Source organism: Aestuariispira ectoiniformans (genome assembly GCF_025136295.1).
Classification (GTDB): domain Bacteria; phylum Pseudomonadota; class Alphaproteobacteria; order UBA8366; family Aestuariispiraceae; genus Aestuariispira_A; species Aestuariispira_A ectoiniformans.
Genome location: NZ_CP062788.1, coordinates 1164756 through 1183548, shown reverse-complemented (window position 1 = coordinate 1183548; position 18793 = coordinate 1164756). Strand labels below are relative to the sequence as shown.

The window sequence follows — 18793 nt, the reverse complement described above, 5'->3', positions numbered from 1 at the left end:
TTGGACGGAACAATGATTAATAAAAATGACAGGCAGGTTGATGAAAAGCTGTTCACAGTTTCAAAAGATGTAGAATTCTGTGAAACAGACATGGCAGGCATTGCGCATTATTCAAACGCCTTCCGCTATGTTGAATATGCGGAAACGCGCTTCTTCCAGAATGGGGGGATGAGTATCTGTGATCCGCTATACAAGTGGCCGATACTCTCAACCAAATGCGATTTTTTACGGCCGATGCTGTTTGGCGATAAAATACATATCGCCCTGAATGTTGCACGCATTGGCAAAAAATCCATCACGTTGAAATTCCTGCTATATAAAGAGTCCGAAGACCACACCAAGGAGCCCGTCTCAAAAGGACAGCTCACAGTCATTTGCGCACAATCCTCGGCTAAATCCAAAAGGATCGAAACGGTGGAGGTGCCTGGATACTTCAAGGATTATCTCCTTGAATATTTAGCGGAACCAGCTCGTGACATGGCGCCTGCCGACTAGTCAAACAAGCTGGAAACAAAATAATGCCTCCAACTCGCGCGAATAAACATTCAGTATTCGTTGACCGAATACTACCGGTGTTATTTGTTGTTTTATATAGTTCCGGTTATGTCGCATCAAAAACCGGGATCGCTTTTACGGACCCCTTTACATTCCAATCCCTGCGATTGGCCATTCCGATCCCGATTTTTTTGACGATCATTTATTTTTTCAAGGCCGATTGGCCCAAGAAGGCGACGGAGTATGTGCACCTGTCTGTGATCGGGATTCTCATTCACGGTTTTTGCTTTACCGGAATGCTGATCGCGTATGAGTGGGGCATGGATGCCGGGACTGTCGGTTTGATCATGGCTTTGCATCCGGTACTCGCTTCTGTGGGGGCCGCTGTATTTCTCGGCGAAAACTCCAGCTTCAAACAGGCGCTCGGGCTGTTGCTGGGGACAATTGGCGTCGTTTTCATCGTCGGCCAGAAAGTCCATACTGGCGACAACACCTATAGCGGGCTGTTCCTGACGATTTTATGCCTTTTCAGCATGGTTGCCGGCGTGCTGTATCAAAAACGTTTCGTTGCGCATATGAACCTGATGACAGGATCATTGATACAACATTTCAGCGCGTTCATCCCTGTCTTTGGTTTGATGCTTGCTTTTGAGCCAATGACCGTCAACTGGACATTCCCCTTGCTTGGGTCGCTGCTATGGATGGGAATTGTGTTGTCCCTGGGCAGCTGGCTGTTGTTTTACATCCTCATACGAAAACGGGATGTTTCTCACTCTCAAAGCTATTTCTTTCTGGTGCCACCAACCATCACCCTGCTCGCATGGGCGTTTTTCGACGAGGATTTCGGATCCTATTTCATATTGAGCATTGCCCTGATCATGGCAGGCATTTGGGCCGTCACGCGGCAACGCCTGCCACGATTAACTGGCAGAGAAAAAACGAAAAATGGCATGGCGCGAAGCAGTTAGAGGGCTGAACATTTTGGCGTGGAGCAATGGTTTCGGCCGCGCCGACTTGTCCAATCGGCCTGTTTGGCATGCCACCAGAAGATGCACAGCACATGGAGATATCCTATGTCTTATTACGAACCGCGCATCTTTGTTGAGAAAATCATCGATGTGGGCGAGGAAAAAATCTTACTGAACCCCCGTATATTGTTCATCAGGGCATTCATGGCCGGTGCTATTCTGGCTATTTCCGCTGTTTTTGCGATCACAGTTGGTGTCCAGACCGGATTTCCCATCGTAGGCGCCGTGTTGTTCCCGGTCGGCTTTTGCATTTTGTATCTCATGGGATTCGATCTTGTTACCGGGATGTTCGTTCTTGCCCCTTTGGCCTGGCTCGACCGTCGCCCCGATATAACCCTTGGCGGGGTAACGAGGACAATCGCAACCACCTTTATCGGTAATTTCCTGGGCGCCCTGCTCATTGCCTTCCTGACTTCTGTCATCTTTACCTATGGATATACGGCAGAAGTCAGTCATGTCGGCGAGATCATCGCCAATATCGGCAAGAATCGCACTGTGGGATACAAGGAGCATGGCATCGGCGGCATGATGACCATCTTTATTCGCGGTGCGCTGTGCAATTGGATGGTGTCCCTTGGTGTCGTTGGCGCAATGATTTCCACCTCGGTCAGCGGGAAGGTGATCGCCATGTGGATGCCGATCATGCTCTTCTTCGCGATGACGTTCGAGCACTCAGTCGTCAATATGTATCTGTTTCCGACCGCTCTGATGCTGGGCGGGGACTTTTCCGTTCTCGACTATCTGATTTGGAACGAGATTCCGGTTGTCCTTGGAAATCTGGTTGGTGGATTGGCCCTGACCGGATTGCCCCTATTTGCCGTGCATTTACGTTCCGGTGCCTTATCGAAGGCCTAACAACCGCAATGAGAGACCTTGCGCAACAAATCGCTATTCGAAGGAAATATTTATGACAAATGTTGAGATGGTAAATACGGACAGGCAGATCAAGCCGACGGGAATGACCGGCATGGCCGGCGGGGGGTTCTATAACGCGAATTCTGCGCCGCAATGGGCACAAATTGCGGCGGTCCTCCCCTGGCTGGAGGACGCCATAACGGAGCTCCCTTTCGCGGAAGGTACCAGCGCCATTACTTTTGCGGATTTTGGCTGCTCTGAAGGACGAAACTCCATTTCTGTTATGCATAAGCTCCTTGCGCGTGCGATGGACCATACAGACCGGCCATTTTTAACCCTACATTCCGATTTGCCCACGAACGACTATTCCAAGTTGTTCCTTGGCTTACGGCCCGATGGGAAGTCTGCTTTCGATGGAGAACGGGTCTCATCTGCGGCTGTCGGTGGGTCAATGTATGATCGATTGCTTCCCCCCCAAAGCGTCCATGTTGCCACGACTTTCAACTCGATTGGCTATCTGAGCGAGCGCCCGCTCGATCTCTTGCCTGGATATATTCTGCCGAACGGACCCAGCAAGATTCGGGGCAACGGTTATATTACCGATAGTGAAAGCGAAACATTTGCCAGGCACGCAGAAGCGGATATGGCGGCATTTCTGACTGCCCGGTCGAAAGAACTTGTTCCTGGCGGGAAACTCATGGTCCAGGTGTTTGGATGCGTGGACGATATCCGCACTTGCGACGGGTTATTCGACCTTCTCAACGACGCCGTGCGGGCACATGTCGATCGTGGTGATATCCCTTCTCAGGTTTACGAAAAATATTATCAGCCGGTTTATTTCCGTACCCTGGATGAACTGATCGCCCCACTGAAAAACCCGGTCTACGAATTGTCTCATCTCTATTCATTGGATCGGACTGAAGCCTACGAAGTACCCGTTCCCTTTGTTGAAGCCTATAAACAGGATGGGGATCTGGACCGTTACGCCGCCAGTTTTGTCAATTTTTTCAGGGCTTTCACCCAAGCGGCTTTGACCAGCAGTCTTCCCGATACGCCGTCAAAAACCGATCTTGTGAACCAAATCTATCAGACAGCAGACACCCTTTTGAAGGCCAATCCGGAAGTATACCCATTCCGCAATATGTCTGTAGCCATGCTCCTTACGCGTAAATAGCGACTAGTGGCCGTGAGGTATTGAAAAGCGGCCAGTTGACCAATCTGAATATTTCGCATTCGTGACCGGCGGGCCCCCTCCCGAAACTTGTCCACGGCAAGTGTTTTTTGGAAGGGGGCCGGGTTGGCCAGAAAGCGTCCTAAGGCGCACGACCTAGGCAGAGAGATATTTCAGGATCGCGCGCATACTGGCCTCCCCCAGTCGGCGCGAGCGTTCGATGCTCCACCCGTCCTGGTCATCCGGGGCATTCAGGGCATCCTTGAAGGGCATTTCGAGGGTCAGGGACAGACAGCCGAATTGATCCGAAATCCACGGCGTTGCCTTGGAAAGATCCGCATGGCCCGGACGATTGGTGTCATAGCCGACTTCCATCTGGAAATCAGAAGATTCCGCCAACAACGCCTGATCAAAGCGGTGACGGCCCGCCTGCTTCGCCTCGTCCCAGCTTTCCAGCCCGTCCGGACCGACGGTGAAGACATAGGGCAGAACCTCATCCCCATGGACATCCAGGGAAAAATCGACCCCGGTCGCAAGCATCGCATCCATCACCGCGTCAATCTCCGGCGCGCTGCCCCGGGCCGTGCCCCAGCAACGATTGAGATTGGCCCCGGTCGCACTGCTGCGCAGGTTACCGAGGGCGCTGCCGTCCGGATTGGTGTTGGGGACGATGCAGACCGCGACGTGCATTTCCTCCAGCGCCTGCCGGACAGGACTATCTTTTTCCAGGACGGCAAGCGCCCCTTCCATCCAGTATCCGCCCTGCGTCTCGCCTGGGTGCTGACGTGCCGTCAGCCAGACAACGCGATCGGTCTGGTCGTTCAGGCCATATTGCAGGCAATGGATGGGCCTGTCCTGAACAGAACGCCCGATTTCCCGAACCTCGGCCCCGTCCTCTGCGGCCTTGTCCAGCAACGCCTGTTCACGGAAGGCTTCGAAAGGTGGGAAATACGCCAGTTCAACCGCCCCCTCCGGCAAGGTGATCCTGCATTGAAGAACGCCATCTTCATAGCCGGTTCCGGTGCGTGTCCAATTGCCGTCGGGAAATTTCACACAAACGCGATAGCCTTCCCAGCCGCCCGGATAACTGCATTGTCCGGCATTGACGAAACGCAGGGTCAAGGGCGACCCAGCAGGCCCGGAAATGGAAAAAGAAAACCATTGCCGAAAGTCAGCCGCCTCATCCGCCAGGATCTCCAGGTCCAGCACCCCGCCTTCCGTTTGAGGGAGTGCGCGAACCCGGTTGGCATAGCCTTCCGCTTCCACCTTGATCTGCTGCGTCATATCAGGTTGCCTTTCGTTATACTGTTTCCAGACCCGGAGGCCCGCCTGCTTTTTCATCCCGCCCATGCAGGTCGGTTTCCGGGATACAAATGTCTACAGGTATTTGACTATTCGAGGGTTGGTACGACGCTTTTGACCAGCGAGGCGTCCAGTTCTTCAAATTCGTTGAGACCGATCATGTCGTAAAGCTCCGCCCGCGTCTGCATCTCAGGCAGCATGGCTTCCGTGGAACCATCCTGCGTCAGCGTGGCATAGAGTTTTTCCTGTGCCTTGTTGGCCGCGCGCAGGGAGGAAACGGGCCAGATCACCATGCTGTATCCCATGTCCTCAAATTCCGGCGCCGTGAAAAACGGGGTTCGCCCGAATTCCGTCATATTGGCGAGCAGCGGCACGCCCGGCATCCTTGCCGCAAACTCCCTGAACATCTCCGCAGAGGTCAACGCCTCCGGGAAGATAGCATCGGCCCCGGCCTCCATATAAAGCTTTGCCCGCGCAACGGCGCCGTCCATGCCTTCGCTTGCCGCCGCATCGGTACGGGCAATTAGATAGAGATGCCTGCGCGCACGCGACGCGGCCGCGATTTTGGCGGCCATTTCCTGCGGGTTGGCCAGCTTCTTGTCATTGAGGTGACCGCATTTCTTGGGCAGAAGCTGATCTTCGATGTGTACCGCACCGGCACCGGCTTCCTCGAAGGTGCGGACCATATGCATCACATTGAGGGCCTCGCCATATCCCGTGTCGCCATCCACCAACAGCGGCAATCCGCTGGCCCTGACAATCTGGCGAATAAAAAAGGCCACTTCATCGACAGTGATGATCCCCAGGTCCGGCAGCCCCATGGATGCAGTCATCGCCGCCCCGGAAAGGTAGAGACCGTCAAAGCCTGCAGCGCGCGCCTGCAGGGACGCCATGCCATTGTGAGCACCCGGCAGACGGAAAATTTCCTTCTTTTCCACCATCTGACGAAATCTCTCCCCGGCGGGCTGACCGGGAAAGCTGGAAGCAAGCAAATATGTCATTCGGATACTCCTGCTGGGCTTCTCATGTCGCTTCGGCGACCCGACCCCTTTTGTCTAGGGCAACAGGGACCTTATTTCCAGAACCGATGCAATCATCCGGGCTTGCCAAACATTTGTTCTGCCAAGTCCAAGATCAAAGCACCAAGTATTACTGTTGCAGGATCGTCTCCCTGCCGCCCTTCAGGTGGAAAATGCACCCCTGCGCCTTGCTCAACGCCAGGGCATCCCGGCGCGGCAGCCCTAGCCAGACGCCCCGCAACACGGCGGAAAAAACACCATGGGTCACGATGATGGTCGGGCCGGACAGGGTTTCCAGAAAGGCCTTGGCACGATCAACCGCCGCCTCATAACTTTCCCCGCCCGGCGCACTGAACCAGTCCACACGGTCCATATAGTTATCTGCGTTGCGGTCAGTGGCGCTGTGAACCTCGGAATATTTGCAGCCCTCCCAGTCACCGAGAGCAATTTCTTTCAACCGGTCGTCCGTCTGGAAAGGCTTGCTGATCGCTTCCATTGCCAGCCAGGCCGTTTCCTGGGCACGGTCCAGAGGACTGCAGAAACATGGAATGTCCTCTCTTGCCTTCATGTCGAGGTTCTGGAGGATTCGGCCTTGTTGCAATGCCTGATCCCGGCCCAAATCGGTCAGGCTTGAGTTCTTATGCCCCTGCAACCGCTGCTCGCGGTTCCAATGGGTTTCACCATGACGAATGACGAATAGTTCCGGATACACGGATTTCTCCTGCAAAGAAATCGGGGTGGGACATCGGAATGCCCACCCCTTTGACAATGGGCTTAAACCTTACCGAGAACGACTGGCCTATCGGCAGGCAGGGTCAGTTCCACCGCCGTCCCGGGCTCCAGATAGCTGTGGCCGTTCTGATGGATATCGTCGACCAGCAGGTAATGATCACCCACGGCGACCCCATAGCGGACCACATTACCCAGGAATTCCCGGTCCCTGATCGCCCCTTGAAGGAGGATTTCACCATCTTTCGGTGCCACGCCGGCCTGGTGGATGGCAGCATTCTGGGGCCGGAAGACAAGACAGGCATCGCCCTGAACATCACTGGTCACGGGAATGGAAATCTTGCCGTTCGACCGGAAGCATGGCGTACCGTCAGCAGCATCCACCGCGCCATCCAGTATATTTGCCGTTCCCAGGAAGGAGGCGACAAAACGGTTGGCGGGCCGGTCATAGAGGTCAACCGGCGCGCCCATCTGCTGGATCACGCCTTCATTGAGTACCGCGATCCTGTCAGACGTGGTGTTTGCCTCTTCCTGGTCATGGGTGACGAAGATAGTGGTCAGCCCCAATTTCCGCTGCAACGCCAGGATATCGCGGCGCATCTGGACGCGCAGATTGGCATCCAGGTTGGACAATGGTTCATCCAGCAGCAGGACACGCGGCTTGACCACAATGGTCCGGGCCAGGGCGATACGCTGTTGCTGGCCGCCTGACAGTTGCGACGGCCTGCGGTCGGCAAGATGCTTCAGACCGACCAGGTCCAGCGCCTCATCAACCAGATCGTCGATCTGGTTTTTCGGCACCCGGCGTTCCTCCAGTCCGAAGGCCACATTCTTGCGCACCGTCATATGGGGCCACAGGGCATAGCTTTGAAACACCATGCCCACATTGCGTTTGTGCGGGGGCAGTTTGGTAACGTCTTCGTCCCCGATCAGGATGCGGCCGCTCGGCGTCGGCCCAAAACCCGCGATAGCCCGCAGCAAGGTTGACTTACCCGACCCGGACGGGCCGAGGAAGGCAAAGAACTCGCCGGGCTTGATCTCCATATTAACGCCCTTGAGGACTTCCGTATTGCCGAACCGAAGCCCGACATTGTCAATCGTGATCCCTACGGATTCATTCATCGTGAAAGACATGGCAATTGGTCTCCTGTTCGAATGGATCAATCCATCGCTTGTTGGTTCTTTGTACGTTCAATGATCTTGTGGGAGGCATAGGTACCGATCGCGACCACCAACACGGCCACAATCCCCAGCGCCGCCCCTGAACCACGGCCCGCCGCCGACTGCATGAAGACGTAAATGCCATAGGCCAGCGGCGCATCCGCCTCGTTGGAGACCAGCATGATCGTCGCCGACAGCTCTACCGCCGCCGTGGCAAAACTGGTTACAAAACCGGCAAGTATACCGCCGCCCATCAACGGTACGACGATACGGCGCACAGTGCCCCATTTGGTCGCGCCCAGATTTTCCGCCGCTTCTTCAAGAGAGACAGAGACCTGCTGCAGTGCTGCAACACAGGCCCGCAGGGCATAGGGCAGACGCCGCACGGAGAGCGCGATGACAATGATCAGCCAGAAGCTCGCCAGCGATCCGCCGCCGAACGGCAAATCGACCTGATAAAAGGCGCGCAGGTAACCGATGCCCAGAACCACGCCCGGCACGGCCAATGCCGCCATGGCGAGGAAATCCAGCGCCTTACGGCCAGCGATCCCGGTCCGCCAGACCACATAGGCAATGGCCGTTCCGAAGATCACGTCAATCAAACCGGCCAGACCGGCATAGAGCAGCGTATTTTTGATGAACTGACCGGCGGAATTATACATTTCCAGATAGTGGTCGAAGGTAAACCCGTCCGGCAGGACACTGAAGGACCAGATCGTGCCAAAAGACAGCAATGTCAAACCGATATGCGGCGACAGGACCACCAGCAGGATGAACAGGATCAGGGCATAGCAACCCAGCTTTTCCATCGTGGACAGATCGCGGCGCATCAGACCGCCCCCGCCCTTCTGCGTGGTGGCATAGTCCTTGCCCTTCATCGCCAGGAAGGAAACCCACAGCGAGAAGAGGGAAAAGACCACGAGAATAACAGAAATCACATAGCCCATCGGGTCGGAAATCCCGACCGACGAAATCCGCAGATAGGCCTGCGGCGCCAGCATATTGTTGACGTTCAACAACAGCGGCGTACCGAGATCGTCGAAAACCTTCAGGAAGACCAGCGACGCCCCGGCAATATAGCCGGGCATGCCCAGCGGAAAGACAACACGCCGGAAGAGACGCATGCCGGACGCACCGAGCGACAAGGCGGCCTCTTCCATGGAACGGTCAATATTGGCAAGGCTCGCTGACAGGTTGATCAGGATGAAGGGGAAATAGTGAATGGACTGAACGAAAATCACCCCGTTCAACCCCTCCATGAAGGGGATCGTAAAACCGAAATAGTCGTCGAGCAGCAGGTTTACGCTGCCATTCCCCCCGAACAGCAGTTGCATGGCCACCGCGCCGACGAAAGGCGGCATGATCAGGGGAATGATCCCCAATGTCTGGATAATTGCAGCCCCGCCAAAATTGAAACGGGTCGTGATATAGGCCAGCGGCAGCGCAATGGCCGTTGCCACCACGACCGACATGGAGGCCACATAAAAGGAGTTCCAGAAGGATTCCCGGAACAGGGATGTGTTGAAGAAATCGCTAAAGTTCAAAAGGGTGAAGTCGCCGGTCGACGGATTTTGAAAGGCGACAAACACAACTTTTGCCACGGGGACCGCAAGAAAGGTCAGCAGAAAAGCGCCGATCAGCATGGCGACGATTGCAGGTCCCCATTGGCCACGCGGCACAAGCCGGGCCCAGGTAACGGCGGACATGACAGTTACTCTCCTAAAATCGGGGGGATGCGGACCGGTCCACAGGGACACACGGCCCGCATCTATGGGAGGACTTAAAGCAGATCCAGTGCTTTCTCAGCGACCTCGGTCGCTTTCCGGTAGTTGTTGACGGTGAAGGTGTCCCATTCCTGCTCCACCTCTGCCTGACGACCGGTTACAGTGTCGGTCGCCTTCTTGCGCTTTTTCGTGAAGATCGCGGCGAAATCCTTGTCCAGGGACTGTGCTTCGGTAATCGGAACCTGGGCCACGAGCTTCTTCGCCAGAACAAGCATGCTGCCGGCCTGGTCATTCGGGGTTTCTGCCAGTGCCGCTTCCAGTTCCTGGATTTTCGCGGTTGCTTCCTGCAGATCTTCCATACGATAGGTGATCATCACGTCAAACAGGGAGTTGACGAGGTTGTAACGCTCCTTCGACTGATCCAGATCGAATTTCAAAGCCGCACCGATCGAGCTGTCCTTGAAGGGATTGGGGAAATCGGCAGGTGCCTTGGCATAGATTGCCGGATTGACGGGCAGGCGGCGGATTTTCGGATCGAGCAGCAGTTCCTGGCCCTTTTCAGACAGCAGGAAGTCGATAAACTTGCCCGCGGCTTCGGGATTGGGGGCATTCTTGATAACGCCGATATTCGCCGGGACCAGCGTCGTCACGGTCGGATAACGGAACTCAACAGGGAAACCCGCGCCTTTGGAAGACAGGCCGAAGAAGTCGATGACAATACCGACGCCGAAGTTGCCGCTGTTCACGCCGTCGGGAACACCGAAGCTGCGCTCGGTGATGGTTTTGAAGTTGCCCGACATGTCTTTCAGGACTTTCCAGCCTTCATCCCAGCCCTTGCCCTGCAGGATCGTCTCCACAGTCAGATGCGTCGTGCCGGACCGCGAAGGTGCGGACATACCCAGATGCCCGTGGTAGACGGGCTTGCGCAGGTCTTCCCATTCTTTCGGCTCAGGAAGGCCTTTGGCCTTCATATAGCGGGTATTCCACATGAAGCCGTAACCGGCCGCGGCAAAGCCCTTGTAGTAACCGTCCGGATCATTGATCGGGAACGCGCCGACTTTATCAGGGATGCCATCCACGCGGCTGCGGTATTCCTGCAGAAGGTTATCGCCTTTGAGTACTTCAAACGCGTCCGGCGCAGAGGCCCAGAACAGATCGCTCTGGTTGTTGCCAGCGGTTTCCTGAACGTATTTGATGCCCGACGAGGTCGACTTTTTCAGGATTTCCAGTTTGGTCGCCGGATATTCCTTCTCAAAGGCGTCCTTGAACACCTTCGTCAGGTCGGACGGGAATGACGTGACGATTACCAGTTTCTGATCCTGCGCCATGGCGGTCAGCGGCGACAGCGCCACCCCACCGGCAAGAACAAGACCGGAGAATATCTTTGTTAGTCTACTTGATGGAAGCCTCATGTTCGGAACCCTTCATTATTGTGACCAGTCCACTCAGGGACTTATGAAGGGCCAAATCGCAAGGCACGTGCCAGTTCCCAAACAAGGCATAATATACTGATATCAAAGATATTTTTATTCTATTCAGATAATTTTGAGTTACTTTTGACACGTGCCGAAACGCCGAATGGGCTGATCCTGTCTCAAACCGCCTGCAGCTTGAAATCCGACTTGTCGATATCGAAACGCTTCATCCGCAGATAAAGTTTTTTCCGCGGCACACCCAGTTCGGAGGCCGTTTCCGAAACCCGACCCTGATGGCGTTCCAGGGCGGCTTCGATGAGCCGCTTTTCAAAGAGGGCAAGCTGTTCGTCCAGGCTGGACACCCCTGACGGCATTGCCGCCTTTCCATCCATCACATCCGGCATGTCGGCGGTCAATTGTCTGGAAATCCCCAGAACGAAACGTTCCGCGACATTGCGCAGCTCACGCACATTCCCTTCCCAACTGCGCGCAGTCAGGTTGGCGATATGCTGCGGTTCGATTGCCGGGACATCCTTGCGCAACCGTTCCGATGCCTGCTGGACGAAATGGGCAAATAATATGGGGATATCGCCAAGCCGGTCGCGCAAGGGCGGCAGATCAATCTGAGCCACGCCAATGCGGTAATAGAAATCCTCGCGGAATTCTCCACGCTTGGCAGCCTCCAGAAGATCGCATTTGGTCGCAGCGACGATGCGGATATCGACCGGCAGGGTCTCATTGCCCCCCAGACGCTCGATGGACCGTTCCTGCAGCACACGCAAAAGCTTTACCTGAAGGTGGAGCGGCATGCTCTCGATTTCATCCAGAAACAGGGTGCCCCCGGCGGAGAATTCAATCTTACCGATCCGCCGCTTATTCGCCCCTGTAAAGGCACCTGCTTCATGGCCGAACAGCTCGCTTTCGATAACCGTTTCGGGAAGCGCGCCACAGTTCAACGCCACGAACTGTCCATCCGCACGATTGCCAAAGTCATGCAGGGCGCGCGCCACCATTTCCTTGCCCGTCCCCGTCTCGCCGTTGATGAGAACATCGACATCCGTCTGGGCCAGATTCTGGACCAACTGGCGCAACGCCACCATGGAAGGGGCGGAACCGATTACACGCCCCTCCAGGCTGCCGCGTTCCACCAGAAGGTCCCGCAATTCACGGTTTTCCAGCATGAGTTGATGAGTCTGCAACGCCCGCCTCACCACGTCGATCAGCAATTCCGGCGATACCGGTTTTTCGATGAAATCATAGGCACCGGCACGAACGGCCTTCACCGCCATGGTGATATCGCCGTGGCCTGTGACCAGGATCACCGGAACGTCCGGGCAGCTATGTTTCAACCGGCTCAACAGTTCCAACCCGTCCATGCCGGGCATGCGCACGTCGGACACAACAATTCCCGACCAGTTGGGCGTCACGAAGTCATAGGCCGCCATGCCGTTCGACATTTCGGTCACATCAAACCCGGCCAGTTCCAGGGTCACCCTGGCGGCCTCGCGAACACCATCGTCATCTTCAACCAACAAAACCTTATTATATTTGACCATGCGTTATGCCTCCGCAGGTTTCAGGAAAATACTGAAGGTGGAACCTTCCCCCGGGACCGACCGGACCGTCAGCCTGCCATTCAGATCCTTGATGATTTTTTGGGAAATAGAGAGTCCCAGACCAAGCCCCTCCCCCACCTCCTTCGAGGTGAAGAAAGGATCGAAAACCTTGTCGAGATCGGAAGGGTCGATGCCGCAGCCATTATCCGTGATCTCAAGCCGGACCCAGGGGGCCTGCCCCGTAACGGAGATGTCGAGACTGCCGGCCAGCCGGTCCTTCATAGCGTCCAGGGCATTGCCGACCAGATTGACGATGACCTGCTCCAGGCGAACCTGTTCGGCCAGGACGAGTATGTCTTCACCCAGACCATCATACCGGACCTCCACATTTTGCTTTGCCAGGCGCTCCCGATAGAGGAAGAGCGCATGTTGGATGCATTCGCCCAGGGCCACCGGCGCAATATCCTTCGACGGACGCCGGGCAAATATCTTCAGGTGGTTGACCGTCTGCCCCATCCGCTCCGCAATCGCGCCGATCTTTTCAATAAAGCCTGCAGCCTCTTCCGGACGATCACGCTGAAGCAGGATTTTTGCGTTATGGGCATTATAGGTGATTGCCGACAAAGTCTGGTTGGTTTCATGGGCGATCCCGGCGGACATCTGCCCCAGCACCGCCAGCTTGGCGGCCTGCACCAGCTCCTCCTGGGCGGCGACCTTCTCTTTGATCTCGCTGGTCAGTTGCTGGTTTGCCTCATGCAATTCGCGGGTCCGCTCTGTGATGCGGTCTTCCAGAATGTTCCGGGCTTCGCGCCGTTCGGTTGCATCTTCTACAGTGACCAGACAGCGTCTTTTATTCCGCAACTTGTAAGGCCGTAACGTCAGGTCCAGATAGAAAGTCCTGCCATCGGCCCGGCGCCCCGGAATTTCGGAAAAAGAGGTCTCCCGGCCGTTGAAAAGCGTATCCGGATCAACCCGGTCATCGGCCATCAGAAAGGTTTCGACAAAGCCCTTGCCACGCACCTGATCCGCCGTCACGCCGAACAGTTTTTCCGCGCTGGGGTTCACAAATTCGATATAGCCCCGGGCATTCGTATTCACCAGCCCGACCATCGAATTGTCGATGATGGACTGGGCGTTGGAATCCTCAACTTCCTGTGCCGTATTACGAAAGACCAGCAGGGCCTCCGCCATCTCGGAAATCTCGTCAGCGCCGGAAACATTCACTTCCGCTTCCAGATCACCCGCCGCAATGGCCGCCATGGAACGCCCCAGATCAGACAACCGCCAGACAATGCGTTTCGCCACATAGCGCCATCCGACGAAGATGAAGATGGAAACCGATATGGATGCCGCCAAAACCAGAACCCAGCGTTCCTGTATGATACGCTGTTCCGCAAGCTGTGTTGCGCGTTGCGCCCGTGTTTCCACCGCCGCAATCTGCGAGGACAGCATGCCTTCGAGCTGCGAGAAGAGACGGCGGTTCTCCGCAACATATTTTCGTCCCTGTTCCTCAAACAACAGTTCCTGCTTGCGCAAGGACAGAACATCCTGTTCGTCACGCGAGAAATTGAGGATTTGTTCCACAGACTGGCGAAGGGTCACACTGGACGGGTCATGGCGGATTTGCGCCACGGCATCCTCCAGATGATCCCCGACTTCTGCCAGGAAATGACGTGTTGCGTCTATTTCCGCAACAGACGACTGGTTGGCGCCACGCATGATCAGGCCTACGGCAAGGTTGCCGGCCGCATTCACCCGCATGACCGCTTCACGGGTCTCCGTTGTTTGCTGGATGGCCGCAATCGCCTCATCAGGGGCCTTGCCTCCGGGCGTCGTGGTCAAACGGTCCAGAGCCGTTTCCATATTGAACCGCGCATCCGCGACGATCGGGTCGACCTCATCAAGGAAATCGGCATGCGCCCAACGCAATCTTTCGATCAGGCCCGCGTTGCGCGCTTTCAGGACAAAGCGCAGGCGCACATTCTCGTCCACCTTCGTCAGATTGGTCTTGATCTGTGGCAGGATCGCCAGGACATCCCGGCGGACAGCGCTGTCGATAAGCGTCGACTGCCGCTCCAGCAAATCTTCCAATTGCCCCAGTTGCGTCGTGATTTCGGTTTTTGTCTTCAGGCGCTCCTGCTCTGACGGGGCGGCGAGAAGGTTGGGGATATGGGCCCGGATGTCACCGCCCAGTTCAGCAATCCTGGCTGCCAGTGCAGTTGCTGGAAGCTGATTTTCGGTCAGGTCGGAAAGGTCGTTGCTTAATCGCTCAAAAGCCATCCATGCCACGATCGCCGACAGGACCGTCACCCCGGCAACAGCACCGAAGGCCATGAACAACCGCGTTCCAATTCGACGCGAATACCCCCTGATCCAGCGATGCCATGGTTTCATGGGCTTTTTCCTTCCACTGGCGCGGCCTGCTGCAGTAACTGTTCTGCCTGCTTGATCGCATGGTCCCCATAACGTTTCCATTCCACGTCCAGCCGGGTTTGCATGCTTGAATAGGCAACGCCCGGCTGCACGCGGGAGAACTGGGACAGGAAGGCGTCATCCGCCGCCATCATCGCGCCCACGGGCACGGATGTGAGAACCCGGCGCGCCTCTCTCAATTTGCTATGGTCAATACTCGCCTCCTCACGCCCTTCAAGGGCATGGAGTTTCCCCCAGACCTCCCTCAGGCTGTGCAGGCGATAGGTGATCAGGCGGTCAAACATGGCATTGACCAGATGATAGCGGCGGCTGGAAAGCGCCCTGTCGAAAGGGCGCGTTTCGACAAACCGCCCTTCGACAAAGGGATTTGGAAAATCATCCGGGAAGACCCGATAGGCGTCCGCCCGGACCGGCAAGCGCATCAGGTCGGGATGACGCAACAATTCCTGGCCCGGCAGTGACGTTAGAAAATTAAGAAACGTCAGGGCAGCTTTCGGGTTTGCACCACCCCGGATCATGGCCCCGCTGGCCGGTACCAGCGTCGTTTCATCCAGATAGCTGAAGGCGACCGGTTGTTGCCGATAGCGCGGCCCGAGAGCAAAGAAGTCTACGACCAGCCCCAGCCCAAAACGTTCTTTCAGCACGCCGTCACGCACACCGAAACTGCGGGCCGTGATGGTGGCCAGATTTCCCGCAAGCTCCTGCAGATAGGCCCAACCACGTTCCCAGCCGTAACGCTGCAGGATCATCTCGACGATAATATGGGTCGTGCCCGAACGCGTGGGAGAGGTCAGGCCGATGTGCCCTGCATATTGCGGCTGTAACAGGTCCCCCCAGGAGTGCGGCGCGGAAAGCCCCAGACGGAACAGATAGGCATCGTTCCACATCACGCCATAGCCCGAAAGCGCAATCCCCCGGTAGAAACCGTCCCGGTCGTTCAGGATGACCTTGTCCCTGATGCCTTGCTGTTGGCTACCACCACCAGAAAAGGATACCAGACGACCTGACGCCTTCAGACTTTCGAAGGCATCGACGGCACTGGCGATGAAAACATCCGGAACCGGGCCGCGGCCGCTGAGGATATGCGCCACGGCGGCAGGGGTTTTCTTATACAGGAAGCGCAGGCGAATATCCGGATGACGTTTCATGAACGCCTGTTTGATCGGCGCGACGTAGTCTTCGGAAAAAGACGTCAGAACGATCACCGTCTGATCCGCCTTCGCGGGCAGGGCATGGGCCGTATGCGCCAGCACGAGCAAAGCCACGGCGATCAACACCCCTGGAGCCTTCGCAATTACGCCAACAGCGATGAGGACTTTCCGAAAAACGTGCATATTTGACCCATCAACAATAGAATTGGGTCAATATCGTCTCATTTTTGAATGTCTTCGTCATTATGAATCGCCATCCTGTTTACCCGGTTCGGTTTAATTATCTTTTTAAACAAAGACTTATTTAACCCATCAGGAATGCAGTCGCCGCACTCCCCAAAGGCTGGAACCAAAACATCGCAAGGGCCATGCCATCAGAAGCAAAAAAAGGGGCCGGGGAAACCTTCACAGGAAGGCGTCGCCCGGCCCAGTGCTTCAAGCAGGGGTTCAGGGGTTAAAGGGGCAGGCCCAGGCCAGCCCGGACTTCCTTTCGTGCCTCTTCAAAATCAGCACGGAAGGCCGGGTTATCCTGGACCAACGCGGCGCAAATTGCCCCCAACATGCGCCCTGCCTCGACATCACTGGGGAAATGAACCCCACCGATGACACGGTTGAAGGCCTTTTCCCAGCCACGACGCATGATTTCCTCGCGTTTCTCCGGGATCATGTCGGCCAGCACGATGGCCGTGAAATGGGAGAAGGCGGAATGACCGCTGGGATAAGAGCCATAATTCTTGAATTTGGAGACGGCCTTGATTTCGTGGTTGATCGTACCGGGCCGTGCACGGTTCCACTTTTTCTTGCCCTGTTTGTTCAGGTTACTCTCGGTCTTGTAGACCTGATGGAAGAACTCTTTGGCGATGGGGAAATTCTCTTCCTTCCATTCCGGCCCCAATACCGTCGACCACCGGAAAACGCTTTGCTTTGAATCCGCCAACGCCAGTTTTTCCAGTTCAACGGTCCGCCGATCCTGCCACCGCACGACGGTCGCCATGTCGTCCTCGGCGTGAATACCCGTCGGGGGCGGCGCGAGGAAGCGGGTGGAATCAAACTTGGCCGGATCGATATAAACTTTGACCCCTTTTACGATTACCGCGCCATCCATCACATCGGACGCATGTGCGGCGGGTAAGGATACAGCAAGCCCAAAGAGCAAAACCGCCGTCCCGACAACAGCCCGGCAAGCCGAGCGAATTTCAAAATTCTGCATTCTTCTCTCCCATGTTCACTTATTTTTATTTGAACGTGATGGGGAGGTATCAGCAAAGGCGGTGCCAGAGCAGCACAGGCACACAAAAAGCAAATTAACATTTTGTTTTTAAAGGAGATTTCTAGGAATATAGACCTACAGGTCTGGCCGGAAATGGACGGATATGTCCCAAATCAGGGCTTTGAATGAGTTACCATTATCCCAAACATCAATCAGTCACTTCCCCCCTTTGTACTGATGGGGATTTCCACGGCCGCGCGATGACAGCACCGGCCAACATGCGTCAAAAGAGCGCGTGTAGATTACTAGGACATTACGTTGACTTGCCACAGGCGCTATGAAACACAAAAGAGCGATTGGCATTTGAAGAAACACTGGTAGGTTTCCGTATGAAGAATCTTCGCGTGCTCGCCCTCATCGCTGTGATGGTGGGGGGAATGACCACTCTGGTCGCCTATGCCCCGACACTGTACCAGATGTTCTGCAGCCTGACGGGCTTTGCCGGCACGGTACAGCGCAAGACAGCGCCGGCAAAGGTGGCAGACAGCAACGGGACGATTACCGTCCTGTTCGATGCGAATGTCGCTCCCGGCCTCGATTGGGAATTCCGGCCCATGCAGCGCAAGGTCGTCACCAAATACGACGAACCGACGCAGGTGTATTATTACGCCAAGAACAACACGGACGAGACGATCGTGGCGCGGGCGACATTCAATGTTACCCCCTTCAAGGCAGCACCCTATTTCTTCAAAATTCAGTGTTTCTGCTTCACAGATGAGAAGCTGGGGCCGGGAGAAAGCGCGAAGATGCCGCTAACCCTATATGTCGACAAAGAAATTCTCAAAGACCCGGACAATCAGGACGTTCACGAAATCACCCTGTCCTACACCTTCTTTAAACAGTCGGATCTGTCGGATGAAGAGGTTGGTGACGCACGAGACCTGAAGGCAGGATCTGAGGAAGAAGAAGCCCAACTATCCAAATCGGAAACCGCAACATTTGAAAATGATGCGAGGAGGCAATAGCGTGAGCGCGATATTCCAGACTGCTGGTCAATCCAGCCGCCGCCGTTTTCTGAAAACGGCTGTCATTGCAGCTTTGGTTGCCTTTTCCACCGGCATGACCACCAACCATGGCGAGGCCCATGGGTATAACTTCGGCGACATCACAATCGGCCATATCTGGTCGCCGCCTCCGAAAGCAGACGCCGACGGGGTTCCCGTCTATGGCCCCCTGTTTAACCGCGGGGCGGATAGTGTTCACCTGGTGGGCGCATCCTCATCCATTGCCGACGAGGTGCGCATCCGGAAATCGACCGACGACGGCGTCACCTGGCCCGACGGGATTGACCTCCGCCCTGGCAAGCCTTTGGCAATGGCTGCCTGGCGTGAGCACATCTGGCTGTCCGGCCTGCACAAACCTCTCAAGGAAGGTGACAGTTTCGACCTCACCCTGGATTTCGGTGAAACAGGCAAGGTCAAGGTCGAAGTGATCGTCGGCGAAGCAAACGGGCATTCATAAGCCACACCTGGAGCAGGTCAGCG

Annotated in this window: 16 protein-coding genes; 6 read left to right on the top strand and 10 right to left on the bottom strand. The window is 55.8% G+C overall.

The genetic code is table 11. The features are described from left to right. Window positions 1–12: 12 nt before the first annotated feature. The 4 genes from IF205_RS05805 to IF205_RS05790 all read left to right on the top strand — a co-directional run bounded on the left by IF205_RS05805 (window position 13) and on the right by IF205_RS05790 (window position 3552). A complete protein-coding gene (locus tag IF205_RS05805; RefSeq protein WP_259782348.1) occupies window positions 13–495 on the top strand; it encodes an acyl-CoA thioesterase in 483 nt (160 codons plus the stop codon). 77 nt (window positions 496–572) lie between these two features. Continuing rightward, entirely contained in the window at window positions 573–1463 is an 891-nt protein-coding gene (locus tag IF205_RS05800) for a DMT family transporter (protein WP_259782347.1), read from the top strand. A 105-nt stretch (window positions 1464–1568) separates the two neighbouring features. After that, window positions 1569–2378: a formate/nitrite transporter family protein gene (locus IF205_RS05795; RefSeq protein WP_259782346.1), complete on the top strand. Its 810-nt coding sequence runs from the start codon at window positions 1569–1571 to the stop codon at window positions 2376–2378. Between the two features lie 52 nt (window positions 2379–2430). Beyond that, entirely contained in the window at window positions 2431–3552 is a 1122-nt protein-coding gene (locus IF205_RS05790; RefSeq protein WP_259782345.1) for a class I SAM-dependent methyltransferase, read from the top strand. Between the two features lie 153 nt (window positions 3553–3705). Here the strand turns inward: IF205_RS05790 and IF205_RS05785 are convergent, their stop codons facing one another. From IF205_RS05785 to IF205_RS05740, 10 genes are all read right to left on the bottom strand, one after another. After that, window positions 3706–4833, bottom strand: coding sequence for a M14 family metallopeptidase (locus tag IF205_RS05785; protein ID WP_259782344.1), 1128 nt, complete (start codon window positions 4831–4833; stop codon window positions 3706–3708). A 107-nt stretch (window positions 4834–4940) separates the two neighbouring features. Next, window positions 4941–5852, bottom strand: coding sequence for a methylisocitrate lyase (prpB, locus tag IF205_RS05780; protein ID WP_259782343.1), 912 nt, complete (start codon window positions 5850–5852; stop codon window positions 4941–4943). 148 nt (window positions 5853–6000) lie between these two features. Beyond that, window positions 6001–6582 (bottom strand): histidine phosphatase family protein, encoded by a 582-nt coding sequence (locus IF205_RS05775; protein ID WP_259782342.1) that lies wholly within the window; start codon window positions 6580–6582, stop codon window positions 6001–6003. 62 nt (window positions 6583–6644) lie between these two features. Further along, entirely contained in the window at window positions 6645–7733 is a 1089-nt protein-coding gene (locus IF205_RS05770) for an ABC transporter ATP-binding protein (RefSeq protein WP_259782341.1), read from the bottom strand. 26 nt (window positions 7734–7759) lie between these two features. After that, on the bottom strand, window positions 7760–9466 hold the full coding sequence (locus tag IF205_RS05765) for an ABC transporter permease (protein ID WP_259782340.1): 1707 nt from the start codon (window positions 9464–9466) through the stop codon (window positions 7760–7762). A 74-nt stretch (window positions 9467–9540) separates the two neighbouring features. Continuing rightward, complete coding sequence (locus IF205_RS05760) at window positions 9541–10896, bottom strand: ABC transporter substrate-binding protein (protein WP_259782339.1); 1356 nt, start codon at window positions 10894–10896, stop codon at window positions 9541–9543. A gap of 182 nt (window positions 10897–11078) precedes the next feature. Beyond that, on the bottom strand, window positions 11079–12455 hold the full coding sequence (locus tag IF205_RS05755; protein WP_259782338.1) for a sigma-54-dependent transcriptional regulator: 1377 nt from the start codon (window positions 12453–12455) through the stop codon (window positions 11079–11081). Between the two features lie 3 nt (window positions 12456–12458). Then, on the bottom strand, window positions 12459–14849 hold the full coding sequence (locus IF205_RS05750) for an ATP-binding protein (RefSeq protein ID WP_259782337.1): 2391 nt from the start codon (window positions 14847–14849) through the stop codon (window positions 12459–12461). Then, entirely contained in the window at window positions 14846–16222 is a 1377-nt protein-coding gene (locus tag IF205_RS05745; protein WP_259782336.1) for an ABC transporter substrate-binding protein, read from the bottom strand. Before IF205_RS05745 ends, IF205_RS05750 begins: the two co-directional genes overlap by 4 nt. 271 nt (window positions 16223–16493) lie before the next feature. Further along, a complete protein-coding gene (locus tag IF205_RS05740; protein ID WP_259782335.1) occupies window positions 16494–17249 on the bottom strand; it encodes an acid phosphatase in 756 nt (251 codons plus the stop codon). A gap of 389 nt (window positions 17250–17638) precedes the next feature. Here IF205_RS05740 and IF205_RS05735 point away from each other — a divergent pair, with 389 nt between their 5' ends. After that, a complete protein-coding gene (locus tag IF205_RS05735; RefSeq protein ID WP_259782334.1) occupies window positions 17639–18274 on the top strand; it encodes a cytochrome c oxidase assembly protein in 636 nt (211 codons plus the stop codon). Window position 18275: 1 nt separating this feature from the next. Then, entirely contained in the window at window positions 18276–18770 is a 495-nt protein-coding gene (locus tag IF205_RS05730) for a copper chaperone PCu(A)C (RefSeq protein ID WP_259782333.1), read from the top strand. Window positions 18771–18793 lie beyond the last annotated feature (23 nt).